The organism is Mycobacterium farcinogenes, assembly GCF_019739075.1.
GTDB classification, from domain to species: Bacteria; Actinomycetota; Actinomycetes; order Mycobacteriales; family Mycobacteriaceae; genus Mycobacterium; species Mycobacterium senegalense.
This window is the reverse complement of record NZ_CP081673.1, coordinates 4,920,944-4,940,015: the sequence shown is the minus strand read 5'-3', so window position 1 is coordinate 4,940,015 and position 19,072 is coordinate 4,920,944. Positions and strand designations below refer to the sequence as shown.

The following is a 19,072-nucleotide window of genomic DNA, read 5'->3' as shown; positions in this document are numbered from 1 at the left end:
AACTCGTGAATCTTGGCAATATCCTCATCACCGGCGGCGCCTCGGGTCTGGGTGCGGCCACAGTGGAAGCTGTTGTGCGCCATGGTGGTAGGCCTCTGGTGATCGACCGGCAGACCCCCGCCGCCGAGGTTGAGTTCCACCGCGCGGATCTGGCGGACACCGAAGCCGTGGACTCCGCGGTGCGTAGCCTGGCCGATCGGGCCGGCGGCGTCATCGACGGCGTGTTCACCGCGGCGGGCGTCGACTCGTGCGGCAAGCTGACCGATGTGCCCGCCAAGGACTGGGAGCGGGTGATCCATGTCAACCTGCTCGGGACCGTCGCGGTGATCCGTTCGGCGCTGCCTTTCCTGAAATCCAGCCACGGGCGCATCGTCACATGTGCGTCGACGCTGGGCATCAAAGCCGTCAGCGACGCTACGGCTTACTGCGCCTCGAAGTTCGGTGTCGTGGGTTTCAGCCGCGCCTTGGCCGCCGAGCTGGCGGGGGAGGTCGGGGTGACCACCCTGATTCCTGGCGGCATGTACACCTCGTTCTTCGACGGGCGTGACGAGCAGTACCTGCCGCCGCCGGACGCCAAGCTCAACGAGCCCGCCAATGTAGCGGAGACTGTGGTCTTCGCTCTTTCTCAACCCGCAGGATGTGAGGTGCGGGAGCTCGTGGTGTGTTCCTCCACGGAGTCGTCGTGGCCATGAACGACATAGTCGTCCTGCGCGCTCTGGGACTGGGCGACATGATGACTGGGTTCCCGGCACTGCGCGGCCTGCGGAGAGCTTACCCCGACGCACGTATCGTGCTGGCTGCACCGGAGCGGTTTCGTGAGCTGGCGATGCTGTCCGGTGCGGTCACCGAGGTGGACCCAACGCCAGGGCTCGGCAGGCTGAAACCGCAGGGGCGCGCGCCGGACCTGGCAGTGAACCTTCACGGCAGCGGCCCGGAGAGCATCGCGGATCTGCTCACCCTGCAACCGAAATCAATGCTCAGCCATCGGCATGCCCGATACCCGGAGTTGAGCGGGCCGCCGTGGCGCAGCGATCTGCACGAAGTCGACCGCTGGTGTCATCTGCTGGAATGGCACGGGATCGATTGTGATCGACGGGATCTGGCGATCGAGCGGCCGGCGGATTGTCCGGAGCGCTCCGGCGTGGTGGTGATCCACCCGGGTGCGGCGTTTCCGTCCCGTCGGTGGCCGGCCGAACGCTACGCGGCGGTCGCGGCAGCGTTGCGCGAAGCCGGATGCGATGTCGTGGTGACCGGCGATACCAACGAAACGGATCTGGCCCGTGGAATCGTGGAACAGGCCGGCCTCCCCGAAACCGCCATGTTGGCAGGCACCCTCGACCTCCTCGAGTTGGTGGCGCTGATCAACGATTGCCGGTTGCTCATCTGCGGTGACACCGGCGTCGGACATATCGCTACGGCAACCGGTACACCATCGGTGCTGCTGTTCGGCCCCACGCCGCCGAGCCGGTGGGGTCCGCCGGGCGACGGGCCGCACGTGGCGCTGTGGGCTGGTGATTGTGGAGATCCGCATGGAGCCGAACCCGACAGCGGCCTGCTGTTGCTCACGGTGTCAAGGGTTCTCGACGCGGTGCGCGGGGTACTGGAGGTGTCGACGTGAAGGTGGGTGTGGTCGGAGCCGGCTATGTGGGGCTGACCACCGCCGTGTGCCTGGCCGAGCGCGCGCATGACACCGTGTGCGTGGATGTGGACAGCGGCCGGGTGGCGCGGTTGGCGACGGGCGTCGCACCCGTCGATGAACCGGGGCTGGCCGAACTACTGGTTTCTGGTCTGCGCTCGGGCGCGCTCAGGTTCAGCGAGGACTACGACGAATTGGCCGACCGCGATGTGGTGTTCGTCTGTGTGCCGACCCCGAGTGGCGTCGACGGCTCGGCCGATCTGAGCGCGGTCGAGGCCGCCGTGGACAACCTTGCCGCAGTACTCGAGCCCGGTGCGGTGGTGGCCATGAAATCGACGGTCCCGGTCGGCACCACCCGCCGGGTGTCCGCGCGGCTGGGCGCGCGACAGGTCCGCGCAGTGTCCAACCCGGAGTTCCTCCGGGAAAGCCATGCCGTGTACGACTTCCGCCATCCGGATCGCATCCTGATCGGGGCGGACGACAACGCCGTGGCCGACACCATGGAAAAGCTCTACGGTGCCGCCAAAGGTGAGGCGCTGCGCATGACCCCGGAAAGTGCCGAGCTCGCCAAGTACGCCAGCAATGCCTTTCTGGCCGTCAAGATCTCGTACGCCAACTCGTTGGCCCAGCTGTGCGCCCGAGTCGGGGCGGACGTCGGCGATGTCACCCGCTGCATGGGGGCTGACATCCGGATCGGACCACACTTTCTTGCGCCCGGTCCGGGCTGGGGCGGTTCCTGTCTGCCCAAGGACACCGCCGAACTTGTGCACACCGGCCGCAGCCACGGTGTCGAACTCGCCGAGGTCTCCGCGGCTCGCGGGACCAACCGGGCGCAGTCCGGTCGCATCGTCGACGCTCTGCGGGGGATCGTGCCGGTGGATCTCGCCGACGCCAGGATCACCGCACTGGGCCTGAGTTTCAAAGCCGGAACCTGCGATGTCAGAGATTCTCCGGCGCTGGCGATCTGTGCGGACCTCAGCGGAACCGGGGCCCAAATCGCCGGCTACGACCCGGGTTTGGACATGATGGATCACGACGTGCTCCGTGGGGCGGGTATCGCGGCCGCCGATGACCCATACCTGGCCACCAAGGAAGCCGACGCCATCGTGGTCTTCACCGAATGGCCCGAGTTCCGGGAGTTGAACTGGACACGGGTCGCCGAGCGGGCGCCGGCCGCGGTGGTGGTCGACACCCGCAACGTACTCGACCCGAATTCTGTTGCCGCCGCGGGCTTGCGGTATCTGGGCAACGGAAAGCCCGGCGGATTCTGAAGCTACTGCTCAATCGCCGTGGTGCAGTTCGTGATCATGCCTGCCTGGCCACCTTCCGGATCAACCGTGCGGTCCCGCGCTCCAGGATTCCCTGACGCTGGTCGCTGTTCCTGACGCGAGCGGCGCGACGTACTGCGGCACCGATGGTCAAACCGTCGCGATAGGCCTCGACCACCCGAGGATCGACGTAGGCGCTGCGGGCGACTGCCGGAGTGTTGCCGAGAGCCTCGGCGACCTCGCGCATCACGGCGGATTCGACGCGTTTGACCACCTTGTCGTCGACCGGCGGGTCCGCATCGACGAAGGCCTCGGCCGCCAGCACCGTGCCGTGCCACGTGCGCAGATCTTTGACGGTGTAACTTTCGCCGACCATCTCTTTGAACCGGATGTTGAGATCATCGGCATGAACCTCGGTCCATTCGGACGAATTGCGGAAGGCCAGCAATCGATCACCGTTGCCTCGGCTGCGTTGCAGGGAGCGCACCGCGCGCACCACCGCCGGGTCCTCGACCATCAGTGTGCGGCGCACGCCGCTCTTGGCCGGATAGTCGAACTCGACCGCATCTGACCGCAGCGTGATGTGTTCGCGCAGCAGCGTGGCGATGCCGAAGGAGTTGTTCTCCTCGGCGTACTGGTCCCCACCGGCGCGGAAGTAGCCGAGGTCCAGTAGCCGAAGGCCCAGGGCCAGTACGCGATCGCGTCGGAGGCCGCGACGCCGCAGATCACGTGCGATGTCGTTGCGCCAGTCGGGCAACCCGGTCGACAACTCCAGCACGCGGTCGAACTTCTCCTCGCTACGTTCTGCCTGCCATTGGGGGTGATAGAGGTATTGGCGCCGGCCGGCGACGTCAGTGCCGACCGCCTGGATGTGTCCGTTGGGGTGCGGACAAATCCATACTTTTTTCCAGGCCGGCGGAATCACCAGAGCGTCGATGCGCTTCAGTGTTGCCGCGTCGGTGACCGTGTTGCCGTCGTCCTGGCGATAACTGAATCCCCGGCCGCGGCGGACCCGGTGTATGCCCGGCCCGCTGACCACACTGCGGCGCAGCCTCATTGGGGCCGCCGCACGGGTTTGGCGACCACACCTCTGTGGGTAAGCGTCAGATATGTCACCGTCGGACTGGGCACCGGGGCCTCGGCTCACTGTGTTGCACGGTCAGCGAATACCCCACGGGAGATCTGGCCACACCAGCGGCGGGCGTGCCGTGGAGTTTCGGGTGCCCGCACGAACAGAGGCACTGGCGGTAGTGAGAGCGATGACCTGTTGCCTGGCCGACTACGAGGGGCTGGACGCGGAGACGGCCGCCAATTTGGCTTTGGCCGTGGACGAAGCATGCACTGTGCTGATCGGTATGTCGTCGCCGGGGGCCGTGCTGGTGCTGGATGAAGACCCCCACGCTCGCGAACTGACCGTGCGGGTGTCCGCTGCCTGTGACAGCGTCCACAGGGATCCCGGCAGTACCGTCTTGAACGGGTTCAGTCGCCGGGTACTGGAGGCGCTCACCGAGAAAGCCGAAACTTTCGTCGACGACACTGCGCTCGGTATCGCACTGACCGTCCGTCGGCGGTGGGCCAGGGCTTAGTGCTCGGTATTCACCAGCTGCAGCGGGCGTGGTTGCTCGTGCAGCATCGACAGGGCGGCCGGAAGCTCGCTGGAGACCGGCAGTGCGCGGGCCGGATCGCATATTCGCAGCACCCGGGACACCGCAGCGCTCGGAATCAGCACCCACTCGACGTCGTCGCCGGCGTACCTGACGTTGAGTGTGTGCAGGCAGGCAAAGCAACCCGCGCCGAAGAACTCGACCGTGCTGAGGTCAAGGACGAGCTGGGCGCCCGCCCTGCTGTGCCGCATTCCGCATTCGACCAGGTCGGCGGCGTTGGACGCATCCAACTCACCATGGACACTGATCACTGCTGTCGCGGGCGATAGCCACTGGGCGCTGAATTCCGCGCGGGGGCGGTGGTTGGACGTCGGCGCCGGTTTGGCGGCATTCATTGTTGACATCGGTGACTCCATCAGTAGAAATACTGTGGTCACGTCACGCTCAGGCTCTGTGGGCTCAAAACCCCTGGGTACAGGGGGTGTCACGCTCCTGCACCCGATGACGATTCCGGGGCGGCTGTGAACTCAACCTGCACTGAACTCTACGCTGCGGCATGGTCTTGAACAAACGGTCCACGAGATTCTTAGTATCCTCAGGTCACGTCTGACACGAGGTCACTGCAGCCCCACGCGCCACATTGGCTACAAGTTTCGGAGGCGTTGGCAGGCAAAGGGATTCGCGCCGGCTCAGAGCCGACTGAGCAGAATCGCCGCTCCGCTTCCTGCGAGTTCCTCGGCGGCTTGTCGACGGCCCGTCATGGCCAGCAGCAATGCCTCGCCGGTACCGGTGACTTCCAGACCGCTGCCGTGCTCCCAGTCGATGTCGTTGGCGCGCAGCCGAAGTCCCTTGATGCGGCGCCCCGCCCCGAGCCGCGGGTTGCCGGGCACCAGCGGCAGGATTCGCTGTAACCGCTGCGGCGGCACGGTGCGGGGAAGCCCGAGTGCGCGGCGGATGTCTTGGTGGTGGACGGTGCCGTCGACCAGTCCGATCATGCCGCCGAATCCTGCCGTCAGTCCCTGCGGACGAAGGTGGTGGCTGAGGAACTCGAGCAGTTCCTCGATCGACATGGTCGAGTATTCGTCGACCCCGACCTCATTGGCGTGCACGATCCGCCCCTTGGCGAACCGCTTGAGTAGCCCGGCCCACCCTAGCTCTTCGTAGCTGATGACGTGGGCCACAACGTCTTTCACGGTCCATCCGGCACATAGTGACTCGGTCTGCCATTGCGCAGGGGTCAACGTGGCCAGAAACTCCGCGAGGTCGGCTCGCTCGTCGCGAGCGAGGTCCATCAGCGACGGTTCGGTGTTCATTGCGGCCCGCCCGGTGTTTCCGCGGTGAGCACGGCCAGGTAACGGTGCAGGTACAGGGGCCATCCGGCGTCACCGCCGACGCCGCCGGCCACCGAACGCCACCCCTCGCCGTGGCGCTCGAGGTGCCGGTGTTCCAGCTCGACGCGGGTACGCGCAGGTCCCAGGGGCACGAACCGGACTTCCACCTCACTCGTGCGATCCGGATCGGATTCGATCTGCCAGGTGGGTCCGATGTCCCACGAGAAAACGACGCGGGTCGGCGGCTCATAGACCAGGACGCGTGACCACTCACATCGGCTGCCGTCGATCCCGACGTCGTAGATGTGGCCACCGACGCGAGGTTCGAAAACGGTTTGCGCCACCGGTACCGCGAGCAGATTGTGTTCGCGCGGCTTGATTGCGTCGAACCGGTCGATGAACAAGGTGAATGCCCGGTCCACGGCAGCATCGACTACGACGCTCTTGCGGATCGGTTCGACTTCCACGGGTGTCATGTCGGCTGCGCCTCCTGTTCGACGATCTCCTGGTACGCGTGCAGCGCCCGGCCCCAAAAGCTGTCCAGCTCTGCGCGAAGCGCTGCGATGCCGTCGGGATCGACGTGGTAGACACGGCGGGTTCCGGCGGCTCGATCACAGACCAGCCCGGCAGACTTCAGCACCTTGAGGTGTTGTGAAACCGCCGGCCGACTGATCGGCAGCTCACGGGCCAACTCGCCCACGGCCAACGGGCCCGCGGCAAGTCTGCGGACGATGGCCCGGCGACTGCCGTCGGCCAGGGCGGCCCACGGATCACTCGATGGGTAAGTCACCACGAACCGTAAGTCTACGCTTACCAACCGCACCGGGTCGAGCCTGCCGAATGTTTGACCTGCGCGTAAGCGGGTATCTGGCATGCCATGAGACTCGGTGGATTGTTCGGGACGCTCGTGCTGATCTGGCTGATCATCGGTGTGGTGGCAGCGTGGCAGCGCGACTATTTCCATGGTGGATCGACCAACTGCGCGACTGCCGGTGCTGTCGCGCTGACGGTCCTTGCAGGTCCGCTCAACTACGCGGGCGTCAACCCCAAGGTGGACGAGTGCCGTCTGCCGCAACCCAGTGCGATGGCATCCATCGCGGCCGGCGAATAGAGGTCGTCATGATTGTTCTCGGCGCAGTTCTGCTCATTCTCGGTTTGATCCTCGATATGTACCTGCTCTGGGTGATCGGCGTTGTCCTGCTGGTCATCGGCGGGGTGTTCTGGCTGCTCGGAGCGATCGGGCGGCCGGTCGCAGGGCGGCGAAGCTGGTATTGACGCGTACGGCGACGAAGCCGTCACCGGCAGTCATCAACAACAAGGAGGTGCTTGATGCCGAATCCGTCGATCAAGGACGAAAAGCTCTACGAGGAGCTGCGAGAAGAAGGAAACTCGAAGGAGAAAGCCGCGCGGATCTCCAATGCCGCTGCCGCCAGGGGGCGTTCGAGCGTCGGACGTTCGGGCGGCGAGTCCGGCTCCTACGATGACTGGAAAGTCGACGATCTGCGTCACCGGGCGAAAGAGCTTGGGATCAAAGGATATTCCGACAAGAACAAGCGCGAGCTGATCGGGATGCTGCGAAACCACTGATCACGACCGCGGCCGGAAGGCCTGCCCACGGCCCCGCTGTATCAGCGGGGCCGTGGTGTGGTGTTGGAGCTGTGTCAGCGTGGGTCGGCAGCGACGGCAAACAATCTGACGTTTTTCTCGCCAGCGGAGCCCCGGAGTTCTACCGTGGAAGACAGCCCATGCAGCAGGTGGCGCGAGTAATGGCGGAAGGAGCAGCCATGCACGGCCCAAAGGACCCCGTTGACCACGCCAGGACGACCCGGCCGCATGCCGGCGAGTCGATGAAGGACAACGTCATCATGCCGGCGCTGATACTCATCCTCGTCGGGTTGGTGCTGTTCGTCGGCACGCTGGCGGCATTCGCCACCGGCCACTCCGACGTGGGTCTGACCGTAGGCACCCTGTCCGCGGCCGGATTCATCGTCGGCTCGATGTGGCTGGCGCTCGAGCACTTGAGAGTCCGCCGTATCGAGGACCGCTGGTACACAGACCATCCCGGGGTGATGCGCCAGCGGCCGAGCAGCTGAGGCCGGCGCGGCTGCTCCGCCACTCAGAATGTGGCGGCCAGTATGGCGAAATCGATTGCCAACAGCACCAAACCGATGATCGGCACCAGGATTCCGTACCGCATGCGCGCGGTGAAGATCGACACGGCGATGGTGACGATCGGCACCACCGGCGCGCCGTAGAACAGGATCCCGAACCAGAATTCGCCCGGTCCCTTATCCGCGCACACGTCGCCGGTGCATCCGGCCATGCTCATCACCGCGCCCATGCCATACAGAAACACCGCGACCGCCGCCGGGATGGTCAACACAACCAGCACCCACGTCACCGGAATCCGCATCCGTCGTCCGCCGTTGTCCTGTGTCTGCAGAGTCTGTGATTCGGTCATTGGGTTCGCATACCCAGTTTCGGGGGGTTCTGCACGGGCTATCCCTGCGCCATGGCCAGATTCGGATACACCCTGATGACCGAGCAGAGCGGCCCACGAGAGCTGGTCGACTACGCGGTGTCGGCAGAGCGGGCCGGCTTCGACTTCGAGGTGAGCAGCGACCACTTCAGCCCCTGGCTGGCCAGTCAGGGACATGCGCCCAACGCATGGGCTGTCCTGGGCGCGGTCGCCCACGCCACCCACGACGTGGACCTCTACTCCTACGTGACCTGCCCCACCATCAGGTATCACCCCGCGATCGTCGCCCAGCAGGCGGCCACGGTGCAGATCCTGTCCGGCGGCCGGTTCACCCTCGGGCTGGGAAGCGGCGAGAACCTCAACGAGCACGTCGTGGGCCAAGGCTGGCCCACGGTCGAGCGGCGGCTGGACATGTTGGCCGAGGCCATCAAATTGATCCGCGAACTGCTCAGTGGGGACCTGATCGATTTCAGGGGCGAGTTCTTCGAAGCGAACTCGGCCCGCATCTGGGATGTACCGGAAATTCCGGTGACCATTGCCGTCTCGATGACCGGCGAGAAGGCCGTCGAAAAACTTGCGGTCTCCGCCGACCATCTGATCAACGTCGCACCCGACCGGGCGATCGTGGAGGGCTGGCAGCACCGCCGGCAGGCGACCGGTGTCCTGCCCGAGGGACGTGTCATCGGTCAGATCCCGGTGTGCTGGGATCCCGATCGAGACGCAGCGGTGCAACGGGCCCATGACCAGTTCCGATGGTTCGCCGGTGGCTGGGCCGTCAACGCCGAGCTTCCCACCCCGGCCGGGTTCGCCGCGGCGACGCAGTTCGTGCGCCCTGAGGATGTGGCCGAGTCCATTCCGTGCGGACCGGACCTGGACGCGATCGTCGCGGCCGTGGCCCCCTATCTCGAAGCGGGATTCACCGACGTCGCCCTGGTCCAGATCGGCGACGAGGGCCAGCAGCGATTCCTCGACGAAGCGGCAAAGCCGCTACTGGCCGCGCTGCACGCCGAGTTCGACTGACGGCCCCGCCGACATCGGGTCACCCAGCCGCATCGCCAACGGCAGCAGCAGCCAAATGCCCACGAACGTCAACAAGGCCACCACCCCTGCGATCACCCCGGCCTCGCGCCCGGCGACCGTGTCGAAGATCAATTCGGTCACCCCGGTCATCGCGAGGCCGAGCAACACCAGCCCGAAGAATGCGCAGCGGTGGGAGGCGGAGACCAGCAGGTTCAACCGATGCCTACGGAACAGCAGGCGATGCATGCCGACGGGTGCGACCAACAGCGCGGTGGCAGCGGCCGAACACGCGACCGTCACCAGGTACAGGATCCGCATCGGCTCGTCGAGCATCGAGAACCGTTCCTGGAACGGCAGAGTCAACAACAGTCCGGTGAGCAGTTGAACGCCGGTCTGCACGACCCTCAGCTCCTGCAGGAGACTGCTCCAGTTGCGGTCCAGCCGCTCGGCTTCCGTTTCGTGGCGAGCGGTCTGGTCCCACGGCTGATCCAGCTCGGGACGGTCCGGATCCATACCGTCGATGATCCCATGCCGGTCGCAGGTTTCGGGGTGCGTCCGGGTGGGCATCCCTGGCCCGGGCGTCGCAGGCGGGACCTCGTCTGCGCGCAGAAGGGAACGGCAGTGTCAATGACGAGACGGCATCGACGATCGGCAGAGCGGCCTCGCGAGGCCAGGTTCGCGCCTGGGATACTGTCGGTCCGAGATGCCAGGAGGTGAGATGGCCGACGAACATGGCCAGTCCAAGCCGTCGAACCGCGTCGAGCGGTCGGTGGAGATTCGGGTCGCGGCCAGGTTGGAGAACCTGGCCGTAGTGCGCACGCTTGTCGCGGCCGTCGCCGCTTTCGAAGACCTCGATTTCGACGTCGTCGCCGACCTGCGCTTGGCCGTGGACGAGGCCTGCACAGCGTTGATTCGGGCAGCGGTCCCGGATGCGGCTCTGCGTTTGATCGTCGACCCGGGCGACGACGCGGTGGTGATCACCGCCTCGACGTCCTGCACCGGCTCCGCGGTGGTCGAGCCGGGCAGCTTCAGCTGGCACGTCTTGAGCTCCCTGACCGACGAAGTCAAGACTTTCACCGACGGCGACGGGCCGGAAGCCGGTCAGGTATGCGGCATCACCCTGACGACGAGGCGAGCGAGCCTGCTGCGGTGACGTCCGAATATGCGGACGTTCGCGATATGTTTCGCGAACTCAGCGGAATGCCCGAGGACTCGTCGGCTTACGAGCGCCAACGTGAGCGGATCGTCCAGCGGTGTCTGCCGCTGGCCGACCACATCGCGCGGCGCTTCGACGGCCGCGGGGAATCACGCGAGGACCTGACTCAGGTGGCGCGGGTCGGGCTGGTCAATGCGGTCAACCGGTTCGATGTCGAGGCCGGGTCAGACTTCGTGTCCTTCGCGGTGCCGACGATCATGGGGGAGGTCAGGCGCCACTTCCGGGACAACAGCTGGTCGGTGAAGGTGCCGCGCCGGCTCAAGGAGCTGCACCTGAGGCTGGGCGCGGCGACCGCGGAGCTGTCCCAACGGCTGGGGCGTGCCCCGACCGCATCCGAGCTCGCCGCAGAACTCGACATGGACCGCGAAGAGGTGATCGAAGGACTGGTTGCCGGGAGCTCATACAACACGCTGTCCATCGACAGCGGCGGTGGGGGAGACGAGGAAGCGCCGGCGATTGTGGACACGCTCGGCGATGAGGACACCGGTCTGGATCAGATAGACAACAGAGAAACGCTGCGGCCGTTGCTCGCTCAACTACCGGAGCGGGAACGCACCGTGCTGTTGCTCCGGTTCTTCGAGTCGATGACGCAGACGCAGATCGCCGAGCGTGTCGGTGTTTCGCAGATGCACGTATCGAGGCTGCTGGCGAAATCGCTAGCGCGACTTCGTGACCAACTGCAGTAGCGGAGTCTTGCCGTTGAGGGTGGACAGCGCAGCGGCCACGCTGTAGCACGTGCGTAGCGCCGAATCCGGGTCGCACACCCGCAGCAGCCGGTTCACTGCTTTGCTGGGCACCACCACCCAGTCGACATCGGCGGCCGAGCAGTGCACCTCGATGTCGGTGAGGGCGTAAAACCCCGCGGTGCCGAAGAAGTCGATTTCGCTGAGGTCGATCGCGACCCGCTCCGCCTTCGGAATGTGACGCGCTGCGTAGTCGGCGAAATCGGCTGCGTTGACGGCGTCGATGTCGCCGCGGGCGCTGATCACCGCCGTTGACGGCGGCAGCCACCGGGTGGCGAAGGCGGCCGGCGAATCGTCGGTGTGGTCGATCGGTACGCTCGTCGAGATAGCGGTCATCGGTAGCTCCATCAGTCGTAATACACGTATTCGTACTGTTGGTGCGGCGTCGATCGGCAAGGGTGGGAGTCCCCCGCGCGTATGTCGATGACGCCCGCAGCGGCTGTGAACTCAACCTGTAACGGACCCTACCGCGATCAATGTCATCCGACAATCGTCTGAGCGGATTCTTATGGTTGCAGGTCAGACTATTGCCATGTCGAAGGCCGATGCGGTCGCCGGGGTGGTACTGGCCGCCGGCGCGGGCAGTCGGTACGGGATGCCGAAAGTCCTTGCCGCAGAAGGGCAATGGCTTGATCGGGCGGTCGCCGCGCTCAATGGCGGTGGCTGCGACGACGTGATCGTGGTGCTCGGCGCGGCCGTGGTCGATGTGCCTGCGCCCGCGCGCTCCGTGGTGGCCACCGGCTGGGCCGACGGTATGAGCGCGTCGGTGCGCGACGGGCTGAACGCCGCGGGCGACGCCGAATGGATAGTCCTACACACCGTCGATACGCCTGATGTCGGCGCCGATGCGGTGGCGCGGGTCCTCTTTGCGGCACGCGGTTCCCGTTCAGGCCTGGCCCGCGCCGTCTACGACGGCCGGCCCGGACATCCCGTGGTCGTGGCCCGCAGACACCTCGCCGCGCTGGCCGCCTCGTTGCACGGCGATCAGGGGGCCAGGTCCTTCCTCGCGGGGCGCGACGACGTCAGCGCCGTGGAATGCGGTGACCTGGCCACCGGTGTCGATATCGACGAGCGCTGAGCCCTACAGCAGACCCAACCGCTCCACGGCGTGGCGTTCCTCGAGCAATTCGGCCACCGACGCGTCGATCCGGGCCCTGGAGAAGTCGTTGACCTCCAGGCCCTCCACGATCTCCCACGCGCCGTCGACCGCACGTACCGGCAGCGAGGCGACCACACCCTCAGGCACCCCGTAGACGCCGGGGGAGGGCAGTGCCACCGAGGTCCAGTCGTCGGGATCGGTGCCGTCCACCCAGTCCCGGACGTGGTCGATGGCGGCGTTGGCGGCCGACGCGGCCGACGAGGTGCCACGGGCCTCGATGATCGCGGTACCGCGGGTGGCCACGGTCGGGATGAAGTCGTTGGTCAGCCAGTCGGTGTCGGCGGCGTACTCCGAGCCCGGCCGGCCAGCGACCACCGCATGGAAGATGTCGGGGTACATGGTCGGGGAGTGATTGCCCCACACGGTCACCCGGGACACGTCCGTGACGTGAACACCCGCGTGGGCGGCAAGCGCGGCGACTGCCCGGTTGTGGTCCAGCCGGGTCAGCGCGGTGAACCGCTCAGCCGGGATGTCGGGGGCATGGGCCGCGGCCACCAGCGCATTGGTGTTCGCCGGGTTGCCCACCACGACGACGCGCACATCCGTGGCCGCGCCTGCGTTCAGGGCTTTACCCGACTCGGCGAATATCGCGGCGTTGGCCGCCAACAGATCGGCCCGCTCCATTCCCTTGCTGCGTGGCCGAGCCCCGACCAGCAGCGCGACATCGACCCCGTCGAACGCGCGCACCGGGTCGTCGTGGATCTCGATGTCGACCAGCAGATCGAAGGCGCTGTCGACCAGCTCCATGACCACGCCTTCGGCGGCGCGGACCGCCGAGGGCAGTTCCAGCAGCCGCAGCTTCACGGGCTGGCCGCGGCCCAGCAGGGCGCCCGCGCCGATGCGGAACAGCGCGGCATAACCGATCTGGCCGGCCGCGCCGGTGACCGTGACGACCTTGGGAGCGGTCACGTGTGCACCTCCAGTCCGAGCACCTGCGCGGCGTAGCGGCGAACGGTGTCCTCCGAGATGGCAGCGGCGTCCTCGAAGCCGGGGCGGCCGCGACTGCTCAGGTATCCGGTGACCGGATCGAGGATCACCTCGGCGAGCAGCTCGCCGGTGGTCGGTTCGCACACCGCCCAGGTGTAGCGGGTGTCGTCGGCCCAGCCGTCCGCGGCGTCGTGCACGTAGTCCAGGTCGTCCTCGCCCAAGTCGGTGAGTGCGGGCCGGTCGTCGACCCGGTCATCGGCGCGCAGGCCGCGCAGGTACCACTGGCCGTTGTTGATCTCTACAGGTTCCACAGCACCTCCCAGAATGCCGAAAGGCCACCTATGACACAGGATTCAGCAGAATCCGTGCCACAAGTGGCCATTCGGCTCGAACGATCTACTTGATCTCGGCGATCACGGTGCCCTGCGTGATGGCGGCACCCGCCTCGACGGCCAGACCGGTGATGACGCCGTCCTTGTGGGCCGTGACGGGGTTCTCCATCTTCATGGCCTCCAGCACCACGACGAGGTCGCCCGCGGCCACTTCCTGGCCCTCTTCGACAGCCACCTTGACCACGGTGCCCTGCATCGGTGCGGTCACCGAGTCACCGGATGCCGCCGCACCGCCGCCGGCGCCGCGCTTGCGGGCCTTGGGCTTCTTGCGGACGACACCGGGCGCAGCGCCGCCGCCACCGCCGATCGCCAGGTCGCCGGGCAGCGACACCTCCAGGCGGCGCCCGCCGACCTCGACGACGACGGTCTGGCGAGGCACGGTGTCCTCTTCCTCGATCGGATCGCCACCGGTGAACGGCTCGACCGTGTTGTTCCACTCGGTCTCGATCCAGCGGGTGTGCACGTCGAACTTCTCGCCGTCGCCGATGAAGGCGGGGTCGGCGGTCACGGCCCGGTGGAACGGGATGACCGTGGCCAGGCCTTCGACGTTGAACTCGGCCAGCGCCCGGCGCGAGCGGGCCAAGGCCTCTTCGCGGGTGGCGCCGGTGACGATCAGCTTGGCCAGCATCGAGTCGAACTGACCGCCGATGACCGAACCGGTCTCCACACCGGAGTCCATCCGGACGCCCGGGCCTGTCGGGGCCTCGAACTTGGTGACCGGGCCGGGGGCGGGCAGGAAGCCACGGCCGGCGTCCTCACCGTTGATCCGGAACTCGAAGGAGTGGCCGCGCGGGGTCGGATCCTCGGTGATGTCCAGAGCCTCGCCGTTGGCGATCTTGAACTGCTGCAGCACCAGGTCGATGCCCGAGGTCTCCTCGGTGACCGGGTGTTCCACCTGCAGGCGGGTGTTGACCTCGAGGAAGGAGATCAGGCCATCCTGGCCGACCAGGTACTCGACGGTGCCGGCACCGTAGTAGCCGGCCTCCTTGCAGATGCGCTTGGCGGACTCGTGGATCTCCTTGCGCTGCGCGTCGGTCAGGAACGGGGCCGGAGCCTCCTCGACCAGCTTCTGGAAGCGGCGCTGCAGCGAGCAGTCGCGGGTACCGGCGACGACGACGTTGCCGTGCGTATCGGCGATCACCTGAGCCTCGACGTGGCGCGGCTTGTCCAGGTAGCGCTCGACGAAGCACTCGCCGCGGCCGAACGCGGCGACGGCCTCACGGGTCGCCGACTCGAACAGCTCGGGGATCTCCTCGATGGTGCGGGCCACCTTCATGCCGCGACCGCCACCGCCGAAGGCGGCCTTGATCGCGACCGGCACGCCGAACTCCTTGGCGAACGCGACGACCTCGTCGGCGTCCTTCACCGGGTCCGGGGTGCCGGGAACCAGCGGTGCCTGGGCGCGTGCGGCGATGTGACGGGCGGTCACCTTGTCACCCAGATCGCGGATCGACTGCGGGCTCGGCCCGATCCAGATCAGCCCGGCGTCGAGCACAGCCTGGGCGAAGTCGGCGTTCTCCGACAGGAAGCCGTAGCCCGGGTGGATGGCATTGGCGCCGGACTTCGCGGCGGCGTCCAAGAGCTTCTCGAAGACCAGGTAGGACTCGGCTGAGGTCTGGCCCCCCAGAGCGAAGGCTTCATCGGCGAGCCGCACGTGCGGTGCATCGGCGTCAGGCTCGGCATACACGGCCACGCTGGCAAGTCCAGCGTCTTTGGCGGCGCGGATCACCCGGACCGCGATCTCCCCGCGATTGGCGACCAGCACCTTGGAGATCTTTGAGCTGGCGTGGTTGGCCACGGTGCCTCCTCGGCAGTTCTCTAAGAAACGTCTTTAAGAATCTATCGCGGGCAGTTTATGCGGCGCACCTTGGCGCTTGCCAAACCGGTATCGGTTACCGGCGAGTAGGTTTTGACCGATATCCGTCCGGGGCCGCATCGCTGCTGTTGACGTGGGAAATTCGCGTCTCGATGCACAGTCCGACGCCATTACTGTGAGCTCGTGGGTGCGGCGATATTGGTCATTGTCGTGGGCGTGTTGGTGGGCGGGGCGATGGCCGCCGCACCGCAGCGCATCTGGTGGCTCACGGAGTCCTGGAAGTTCAAGAACCCGGAGGCCAACGAACCGAGCGACGCGGCCTACGGGATGACCCGGGCCGGCGGGGTTTTCGTGATCCTGCTGGCGCTGTTCGTGGGCTGGTCGATCATCGACAGTGACTTCCAGCGGAAGGACCGCCGCGAGGCCGAACAACAGCGGAAGGCGGCGGAGGCCGCGTTCGTCGCGCCGCCGCCGCAGAAGCGCGGACCGCTGCCGGTGATCGGTTACTTCACCCACGAGTTCCCCAAGGGCATCGAGATCACCGTGTACTACCTGGCCCCCCGTGAATCGGTGCGGGTGGCGGTGCGCGACTCGGCAAGCCACGGTCCATTCAAGTCCAGCTACCCGTGCTACACGTCCGCCGTGTGGGGCCCGGCCACGGCCGCACCACGGCTCGTGAACCCGGAATTGTTCTGGGCGCCTGAGGAACTCGGTGCGGTGGCCAAATCCGAACGCTGCCACCCGGGCGTCGGTAGCAAGGTTCACGAAACGTCACGGTTCGTCGACGGCTCGGTGCCACCGCCGGTCGTCACCGACTCGGCCATCGTGGATAGGTACGGAACCGAGATCCTGCCGGCGGCGGCGGGCAACGTCGTCCCGAAACTCCCCGAGAAGATGTATCCGGACCCGTAACAGGTCCTCTGGCGCTCAGGCCCCGCGCAACCGTCGCTTGATCCGCGTCAGCATCGCCGACATGCCGCGCAGGCGCAGCGGGCTGATCAACGCGGCCAGGCCCAGCGCGGTGTAGAAGTCGTCGGGCACCGCGAGGATGTCATCGGCGGGTTGGCCGTCCAGACCAGCAGCCAGGATCGCGGCGAACCCACGTGTCGTCGGCGCTTCCGGGGGAGCGCTGAAGTACAGCCGCACGTTGTCCCGGTCGGACGCGTCGACGTCCAGGAACAGCGGTGACTGGCACTCGGGAACCGGCTCCATGGCCGCTTCCTCGAGATGGCTCGGCAAGGCCGGCAACTCGTTGGCGAACTCCAACAACAGCTGCAGCTTGTCCTGGCCGGCCACCTCCTGGAAGTCGGAGACGACCTCCTCCAGAGCGGCCGGCATCGTCACGGCGCGGTACCGGGATCGGGGCCGACGGCGACGGGCACCCGCACGGCGTTGCCCCACTCGGTCCACGAGCCGTCGTAGTTGCGCACTCCGGGCAGGCCGAGCAGGTAGGTCAGCACGAACCAGGTATGGCTGGAGCGCTCGCCGATGCGGCAGTACACCACCGTCTCGTCCTCGGGCTTGAGAAAACCGTAGAGCTCCGCGAGTTCGGCGCGGCTACGGAACTGCCCGCTGTCCCTGGCGGCCTTGGCCCACGGGATCGACTTCGCGGTGGGGATGTGCCCGCCGCGCAGCGCGCCCTCTTCCGGGTAGTCGGGCATGTGGGTGCGTTCGCCCGTGTACTCCTGGGGCGAGCGGACGTCGATCAACGGCTGTTTGCCGAGGATCGCGAGTACGTCGTCGCGGTAGGCGCGGATCGGGGCGTCGTTGCGCTCCACCACCGGATAGCCGCTGGACTGGCGGGTCGGCACCTCAAGGGTGGTGTCGCGGCCGTGGGAGACCCACAGGTCGCGTCCGCCGTCGAGCAGGCGCACGTCGGGGTGGCCGAACAGGGTGAACACCCACAGTGCGTAGGCAGCCCACCAGTTGCTCTTGTCGCCGTAGATGACGACGGTGTCGTCGCGGCTGATGCCCTTACGGTCCATCAACTCGGCGAACTGTTCGCCGTTGATGTAGTCACGCACATTGGGGTCGTTGAGGTCGAGATGCCAGTCGATCTTGACCGCGCCCGGGATGTGGCCGGTGTCGTAGAGCAGGACATCCTCGTCGGACTCGACGATGGCCAAACCGGGCCGACCCAGGTTGCTGGCCAGCCAATCGGCGGTGACCAGACGCTCCGGATGGGCGTACTCGGCGAGGGTGGGGCTGGGATCAGCAGGCAGCGGCACACCAAGAGCGTACCGTCGGACCGGGTATTGGCGTCTACGCGGTGAACGCGACCTCGTAGGCCACCGCGAAGCGGCGGGCACCATTGTTGGCGCGGAAGAGAGAGCCGCCGTTCTGAGACCAGGTCACCACGCGCAGCAACCGCTTACCCGGCGACAGGCGCTTGGCGATGATGTCGGCGAATGCGGCGCGCAGCCGCTCCAGGTCGCATGTCTCGAAGTCGCGTGCCACGCGAACATCCCACATTGTTTCTTCGACTGGCATCGGCCCAGTGTCAACCCGTGGTTGAGACTTTCCGGGACATGGACACGGCGTGGCGCCGGCCAAATAGGTTGCAATTTGGTCACTGCACCCGGCAGCGGTCTGACCACCGGCGCTAGAGAATCGGGCGACCACCCGTGACCGCCACTCTGGCCCCCGAAATGTAGCTGCCGTCGTCTGAAGCGAGCAGCACATAAGCCGGCGCCAGTTCAGCGGGCTGGCCGGCGCGGCCCAGCGGTGTGTCGTCTCCGAATGAGCGGACCTTCTCCGACGGCATCGTCGATGGGATCAGGGGAGTCCAGATGGGACCCGGAGCGACGCTGTTCACTCGAATCCCTTTGTCGCCCAACAATTGCGCCAAGCTTGCCGAGAAGTTGGCAATCGCGGCCTTGGTGGCGGCGTAGGGAGCCAGCGTCGGAGACGGCATGTCGGAATTGACCGATGAGCTACCGATGACGGACGAACCGGGCGCCATGTGCGGCACGGCCGCCTTGACCAAGTGGAAGTAAGCGCCGACGTTCAGCTTGAAGGTGTAATCCCATTCCTCGTCGTCGATCTCCGCCAAGGTGTCATGCGTCATCTGATACGCGGCATTGCTGACCAGGATGTCGATACCGCCCAACTCCGTCACGGTGCGGTCGACCACCGAACGGCAGTGACCCGGATCCGAGAGATCACCGGGGATCAGCACACATTTGCGCCCGGCCTGCCGCACCAATTCCGCAACCGACTCGGCGTCTTCGTCTTCGTTGAGGTAGGCGATCGCAACGTCAGCGCCCTCGCGAGCGAAGGCAATGGCCACGGCGCGGCCGATACCGCTGTCACCGCCGGTGATGAGCGCTCTCTTACCGACCAGCTTCTCTGACCCCCGGTAGCTGCTCTCGCCGCAATCGGGTACCGGGTCCATCTGTTTCTGCACGCCCGGCACCGGCTGATGTTGATCGGGAAAACCCATGACGCTGCTCCTTCCATCGACTCTGGCGCGGGTACCCGC

At 66.5% G+C, this 19,072-nt stretch carries 28 protein-coding genes; 13 read left to right on the top strand and 15 right to left on the bottom strand.

Going from position 1 to position 19,072, the window contains the following annotated elements; translation table 11 throughout:
- Positions 1-5: 5 nt before the first annotated feature.
- From K6L26_RS23515 to K6L26_RS23505, 3 genes are read left to right on the top strand one after another with little or no spacing between them, the layout of a single operon-like run.
- Complete coding sequence (locus K6L26_RS23515; protein ID WP_019348494.1) at positions 6-692, top strand: SDR family oxidoreductase; 687 nt, start codon at positions 6-8, stop codon at positions 690-692.
- Positions 689-1,618, top strand: a complete 930-nt coding sequence (locus tag K6L26_RS23510) for a glycosyltransferase family 9 protein (RefSeq protein WP_043370741.1) — start codon at positions 689-691, stop codon at positions 1,616-1,618. The genes K6L26_RS23515 and K6L26_RS23510 overlap by 4 nt, the downstream gene beginning before the upstream one ends.
- Positions 1,615-2,907, top strand: coding sequence for a UDP-glucose dehydrogenase family protein (locus K6L26_RS23505; RefSeq protein ID WP_076213088.1), 1,293 nt, complete (start codon positions 1,615-1,617; stop codon positions 2,905-2,907). Before K6L26_RS23510 ends, K6L26_RS23505 begins: the two co-directional genes overlap by 4 nt.
- 34 nt (positions 2,908-2,941) lie before the next feature.
- Here the strand turns inward: K6L26_RS23505 and K6L26_RS23500 are convergent, their stop codons facing one another.
- Entirely contained in the window at positions 2,942-3,961 is a 1,020-nt protein-coding gene (locus K6L26_RS23500; RefSeq protein WP_221851641.1) for a DNA topoisomerase IB, read from the bottom strand.
- Between the two features lie 163 nt (positions 3,962-4,124).
- Between K6L26_RS23500 and K6L26_RS23495 the strand changes: the two genes are divergently transcribed.
- On the top strand, positions 4,125-4,490 hold the full coding sequence (locus K6L26_RS23495; protein ID WP_131805795.1) for an ATP-binding protein: 366 nt from the start codon (positions 4,125-4,127) through the stop codon (positions 4,488-4,490).
- On the opposite strand, the gene K6L26_RS23490 is transcribed toward K6L26_RS23495, so the two are convergent.
- From K6L26_RS23490 to K6L26_RS23475, 4 genes are all read right to left on the bottom strand, one after another.
- The gene (locus K6L26_RS23490; RefSeq protein WP_064895365.1) at positions 4,487-4,912 is read right to left on the bottom strand and encodes an STAS domain-containing protein; all 426 of its coding nucleotides are present in this window, start codon (positions 4,910-4,912) and stop codon (positions 4,487-4,489) included. The genes K6L26_RS23495 and K6L26_RS23490 overlap by 4 nt on opposite strands.
- Positions 4,913-5,197: 285 nt before the next feature.
- A complete protein-coding gene (locus tag K6L26_RS23485) occupies positions 5,198-5,821 on the bottom strand; it encodes a maleylpyruvate isomerase family mycothiol-dependent enzyme (protein WP_064895362.1) in 624 nt (207 codons plus the stop codon).
- Positions 5,818-6,315, bottom strand: coding sequence for an SRPBCC family protein (locus K6L26_RS23480; RefSeq protein WP_064895359.1), 498 nt, complete (start codon positions 6,313-6,315; stop codon positions 5,818-5,820). Before K6L26_RS23480 ends, K6L26_RS23485 begins: the two co-directional genes overlap by 4 nt.
- Complete coding sequence (locus K6L26_RS23475) at positions 6,312-6,632, bottom strand: ArsR/SmtB family transcription factor (RefSeq protein WP_019348839.1); 321 nt, start codon at positions 6,630-6,632, stop codon at positions 6,312-6,314. Before K6L26_RS23475 ends, K6L26_RS23480 begins: the two co-directional genes overlap by 4 nt.
- An 84-nt stretch (positions 6,633-6,716) precedes the next feature.
- On the opposite strand from K6L26_RS23475, the gene K6L26_RS23470 reads away from it, so the two are divergent.
- The 4 genes from K6L26_RS23470 (at position 6,717) to usfY (ending at position 7,932) form a co-directional block, all read left to right on the top strand.
- On the top strand, positions 6,717-6,950 hold the full coding sequence (locus K6L26_RS23470; RefSeq protein WP_019348838.1) for a hypothetical protein: 234 nt from the start codon (positions 6,717-6,719) through the stop codon (positions 6,948-6,950).
- Positions 6,951-6,958: 8 nt separating this feature from the next.
- Complete coding sequence (locus K6L26_RS23465; RefSeq protein WP_019348837.1) at positions 6,959-7,114, top strand: hypothetical protein; 156 nt, start codon at positions 6,959-6,961, stop codon at positions 7,112-7,114.
- A gap of 54 nt (positions 7,115-7,168) precedes the next feature.
- On the top strand, positions 7,169-7,426 hold the full coding sequence (locus K6L26_RS23460; protein WP_036388776.1) for a DUF7218 family protein: 258 nt from the start codon (positions 7,169-7,171) through the stop codon (positions 7,424-7,426).
- 197 nt (positions 7,427-7,623) lie between these two features.
- Positions 7,624-7,932 (top strand): protein UsfY, encoded by a 309-nt coding sequence (gene usfY, locus K6L26_RS23455; RefSeq protein WP_064895355.1) that lies wholly within the window; start codon positions 7,624-7,626, stop codon positions 7,930-7,932.
- 23 nt (positions 7,933-7,955) lie between these two features.
- Here usfY and K6L26_RS23450 read toward each other — a convergent pair whose 3' ends face one another.
- A complete protein-coding gene (locus tag K6L26_RS23450) occupies positions 7,956-8,300 on the bottom strand; it encodes a hypothetical protein (protein WP_019348834.1) in 345 nt (114 codons plus the stop codon).
- 51 nt (positions 8,301-8,351) lie between these two features.
- Between K6L26_RS23450 and K6L26_RS23445 the strand changes: the two genes are divergently transcribed.
- Entirely contained in the window at positions 8,352-9,338 is a 987-nt protein-coding gene (locus K6L26_RS23445; protein ID WP_019348833.1) for an LLM class F420-dependent oxidoreductase, read from the top strand.
- Here K6L26_RS23445 and K6L26_RS23440 read toward each other — a convergent pair.
- The gene (locus K6L26_RS23440; RefSeq protein WP_036390012.1) at positions 9,306-9,851 is read right to left on the bottom strand and encodes a DUF6328 family protein; all 546 of its coding nucleotides are present in this window, start codon (positions 9,849-9,851) and stop codon (positions 9,306-9,308) included. The genes K6L26_RS23445 and K6L26_RS23440 overlap by 33 nt on opposite strands.
- 205 nt (positions 9,852-10,056) lie before the next feature.
- Here K6L26_RS23440 and K6L26_RS23435 point away from each other — a divergent pair, with 205 nt between their 5' ends.
- Together K6L26_RS23435 and K6L26_RS23430 are read left to right on the top strand one after the other, a co-directional pair.
- Positions 10,057-10,491: an ATP-binding protein gene (locus K6L26_RS23435; protein ID WP_036388772.1), complete on the top strand. Its 435-nt coding sequence runs from the start codon at positions 10,057-10,059 to the stop codon at positions 10,489-10,491.
- Complete coding sequence (locus tag K6L26_RS23430; protein WP_043371037.1) at positions 10,488-11,240, top strand: RNA polymerase sigma factor SigF; 753 nt, start codon at positions 10,488-10,490, stop codon at positions 11,238-11,240. Before K6L26_RS23435 ends, K6L26_RS23430 begins: the two co-directional genes overlap by 4 nt.
- Here the strand turns inward: K6L26_RS23430 and K6L26_RS23425 are convergent.
- A complete protein-coding gene (locus K6L26_RS23425; protein WP_019348829.1) occupies positions 11,211-11,633 on the bottom strand; it encodes an STAS domain-containing protein in 423 nt (140 codons plus the stop codon). The two genes, K6L26_RS23430 and K6L26_RS23425, sit on opposite strands and share 30 nt — an antisense overlap.
- Positions 11,634-11,829: 196 nt before the next feature.
- Between K6L26_RS23425 and K6L26_RS23420 the strand changes: the two genes are divergently transcribed.
- Positions 11,830-12,375, top strand: a complete 546-nt coding sequence (locus tag K6L26_RS23420) for a nucleotidyltransferase family protein (protein WP_221851639.1) — start codon at positions 11,830-11,832, stop codon at positions 12,373-12,375.
- A 3-nt stretch (positions 12,376-12,378) separates the two neighbouring features.
- Here K6L26_RS23420 and K6L26_RS23415 read toward each other — a convergent pair whose 3' ends face one another.
- The 3 genes from K6L26_RS23415 to K6L26_RS23405 form a co-directional block, all read right to left on the bottom strand.
- Entirely contained in the window at positions 12,379-13,365 is a 987-nt protein-coding gene (locus K6L26_RS23415; protein WP_221851637.1) for a malate dehydrogenase, read from the bottom strand.
- Positions 13,362-13,694, bottom strand: a complete 333-nt coding sequence (locus K6L26_RS23410; protein WP_221851636.1) for a hypothetical protein — start codon at positions 13,692-13,694, stop codon at positions 13,362-13,364. The genes K6L26_RS23415 and K6L26_RS23410 overlap by 4 nt, the downstream gene beginning before the upstream one ends.
- Positions 13,695-13,779: 85 nt before the next feature.
- On the bottom strand, positions 13,780-15,573 hold the full coding sequence (locus tag K6L26_RS23405; protein WP_036388765.1) for an acetyl-CoA carboxylase biotin carboxylase subunit: 1,794 nt from the start codon (positions 15,571-15,573) through the stop codon (positions 13,780-13,782).
- Between the two features lie 201 nt (positions 15,574-15,774).
- Between K6L26_RS23405 and K6L26_RS23400 the strand changes: the two genes are divergently transcribed.
- A complete protein-coding gene (locus tag K6L26_RS23400) occupies positions 15,775-16,503 on the top strand; it encodes a DUF6199 family natural product biosynthesis protein (protein ID WP_064895347.1) in 729 nt (242 codons plus the stop codon).
- A 15-nt stretch (positions 16,504-16,518) separates the two neighbouring features.
- On the opposite strand, the gene K6L26_RS23395 is transcribed toward K6L26_RS23400, so the two are convergent.
- The 4 genes from K6L26_RS23395 to K6L26_RS23380 form a co-directional block, all read right to left on the bottom strand.
- The gene (locus K6L26_RS23395; RefSeq protein WP_036388763.1) at positions 16,519-16,929 is read right to left on the bottom strand and encodes a SufE family protein; all 411 of its coding nucleotides are present in this window, start codon (positions 16,927-16,929) and stop codon (positions 16,519-16,521) included.
- Positions 16,930-16,931: 2 nt separating this feature from the next.
- On the bottom strand, positions 16,932-17,819 hold the full coding sequence (locus K6L26_RS23390) for a sulfurtransferase (protein ID WP_019344639.1): 888 nt from the start codon (positions 17,817-17,819) through the stop codon (positions 16,932-16,934).
- A gap of 34 nt (positions 17,820-17,853) precedes the next feature.
- Positions 17,854-18,081, bottom strand: coding sequence for a hypothetical protein (locus K6L26_RS23385; protein ID WP_230983367.1), 228 nt, complete (start codon positions 18,079-18,081; stop codon positions 17,854-17,856).
- Positions 18,082-18,193: 112 nt separating this feature from the next.
- Entirely contained in the window at positions 18,194-19,033 is an 840-nt protein-coding gene (locus tag K6L26_RS23380; RefSeq protein ID WP_221851634.1) for an SDR family oxidoreductase, read from the bottom strand.
- Between the last annotated feature and the right edge of the window lie 39 nt (positions 19,034-19,072).

Coding starts and splice junctions, on each gene's coding strand:
- K6L26_RS23380 (WP_221851634.1), bottom strand. CDS start 19,033: ATGGGTTTTCCCGATCAACATCAGCCGGTGCCGGGCGTGCAGAAACAG.
- K6L26_RS23450 (WP_019348834.1), bottom strand. CDS start 8,300: ATGACCGAATCACAGACTCTGCAGACACAGGACAACGGCGGACGACGG.
- K6L26_RS23425 (WP_019348829.1), bottom strand. CDS start 11,633: ATGACCGCTATCTCGACGAGCGTACCGATCGACCACACCGACGATTCG.
- K6L26_RS23395 (WP_036388763.1), bottom strand. CDS start 16,929: ATGCCGGCCGCTCTGGAGGAGGTCGTCTCCGACTTCCAGGAGGTGGCC.
- K6L26_RS23440 (WP_036390012.1), bottom strand. CDS start 9,851: ATGGATCCGGACCGTCCCGAGCTGGATCAGCCGTGGGACCAGACCGCT.
- usfY (WP_064895355.1), top strand. CDS start 7,624: ATGCACGGCCCAAAGGACCCCGTTGACCACGCCAGGACGACCCGGCCG.
- K6L26_RS23435 (WP_036388772.1), top strand. CDS start 10,057: ATGGCCGACGAACATGGCCAGTCCAAGCCGTCGAACCGCGTCGAGCGG.
- K6L26_RS23470 (WP_019348838.1), top strand. CDS start 6,717: ATGAGACTCGGTGGATTGTTCGGGACGCTCGTGCTGATCTGGCTGATC.
- K6L26_RS23510 (WP_043370741.1), top strand. CDS start 689: ATGAACGACATAGTCGTCCTGCGCGCTCTGGGACTGGGCGACATGATG.
- K6L26_RS23485 (WP_064895362.1), bottom strand. CDS start 5,821: ATGAACACCGAACCGTCGCTGATGGACCTCGCTCGCGACGAGCGAGCC.
- K6L26_RS23465 (WP_019348837.1), top strand. CDS start 6,959: ATGATTGTTCTCGGCGCAGTTCTGCTCATTCTCGGTTTGATCCTCGAT.
- K6L26_RS23420 (WP_221851639.1), top strand. CDS start 11,830: ATGTCGAAGGCCGATGCGGTCGCCGGGGTGGTACTGGCCGCCGGCGCG.
- K6L26_RS23480 (WP_064895359.1), bottom strand. CDS start 6,315: ATGACACCCGTGGAAGTCGAACCGATCCGCAAGAGCGTCGTAGTCGAT.
- K6L26_RS23385 (WP_230983367.1), bottom strand. CDS start 18,081: ATGCCAGTCGAAGAAACAATGTGGGATGTTCGCGTGGCACGCGACTTC.
- K6L26_RS23460 (WP_036388776.1), top strand. CDS start 7,169: ATGCCGAATCCGTCGATCAAGGACGAAAAGCTCTACGAGGAGCTGCGA.
- K6L26_RS23490 (WP_064895365.1), bottom strand. CDS start 4,912: ATGTCAACAATGAATGCCGCCAAACCGGCGCCGACGTCCAACCACCGC.
- K6L26_RS23500 (WP_221851641.1), bottom strand. CDS start 3,961: ATGAGGCTGCGCCGCAGTGTGGTCAGCGGGCCGGGCATACACCGGGTC.
- K6L26_RS23445 (WP_019348833.1), top strand. CDS start 8,352: ATGGCCAGATTCGGATACACCCTGATGACCGAGCAGAGCGGCCCACGA.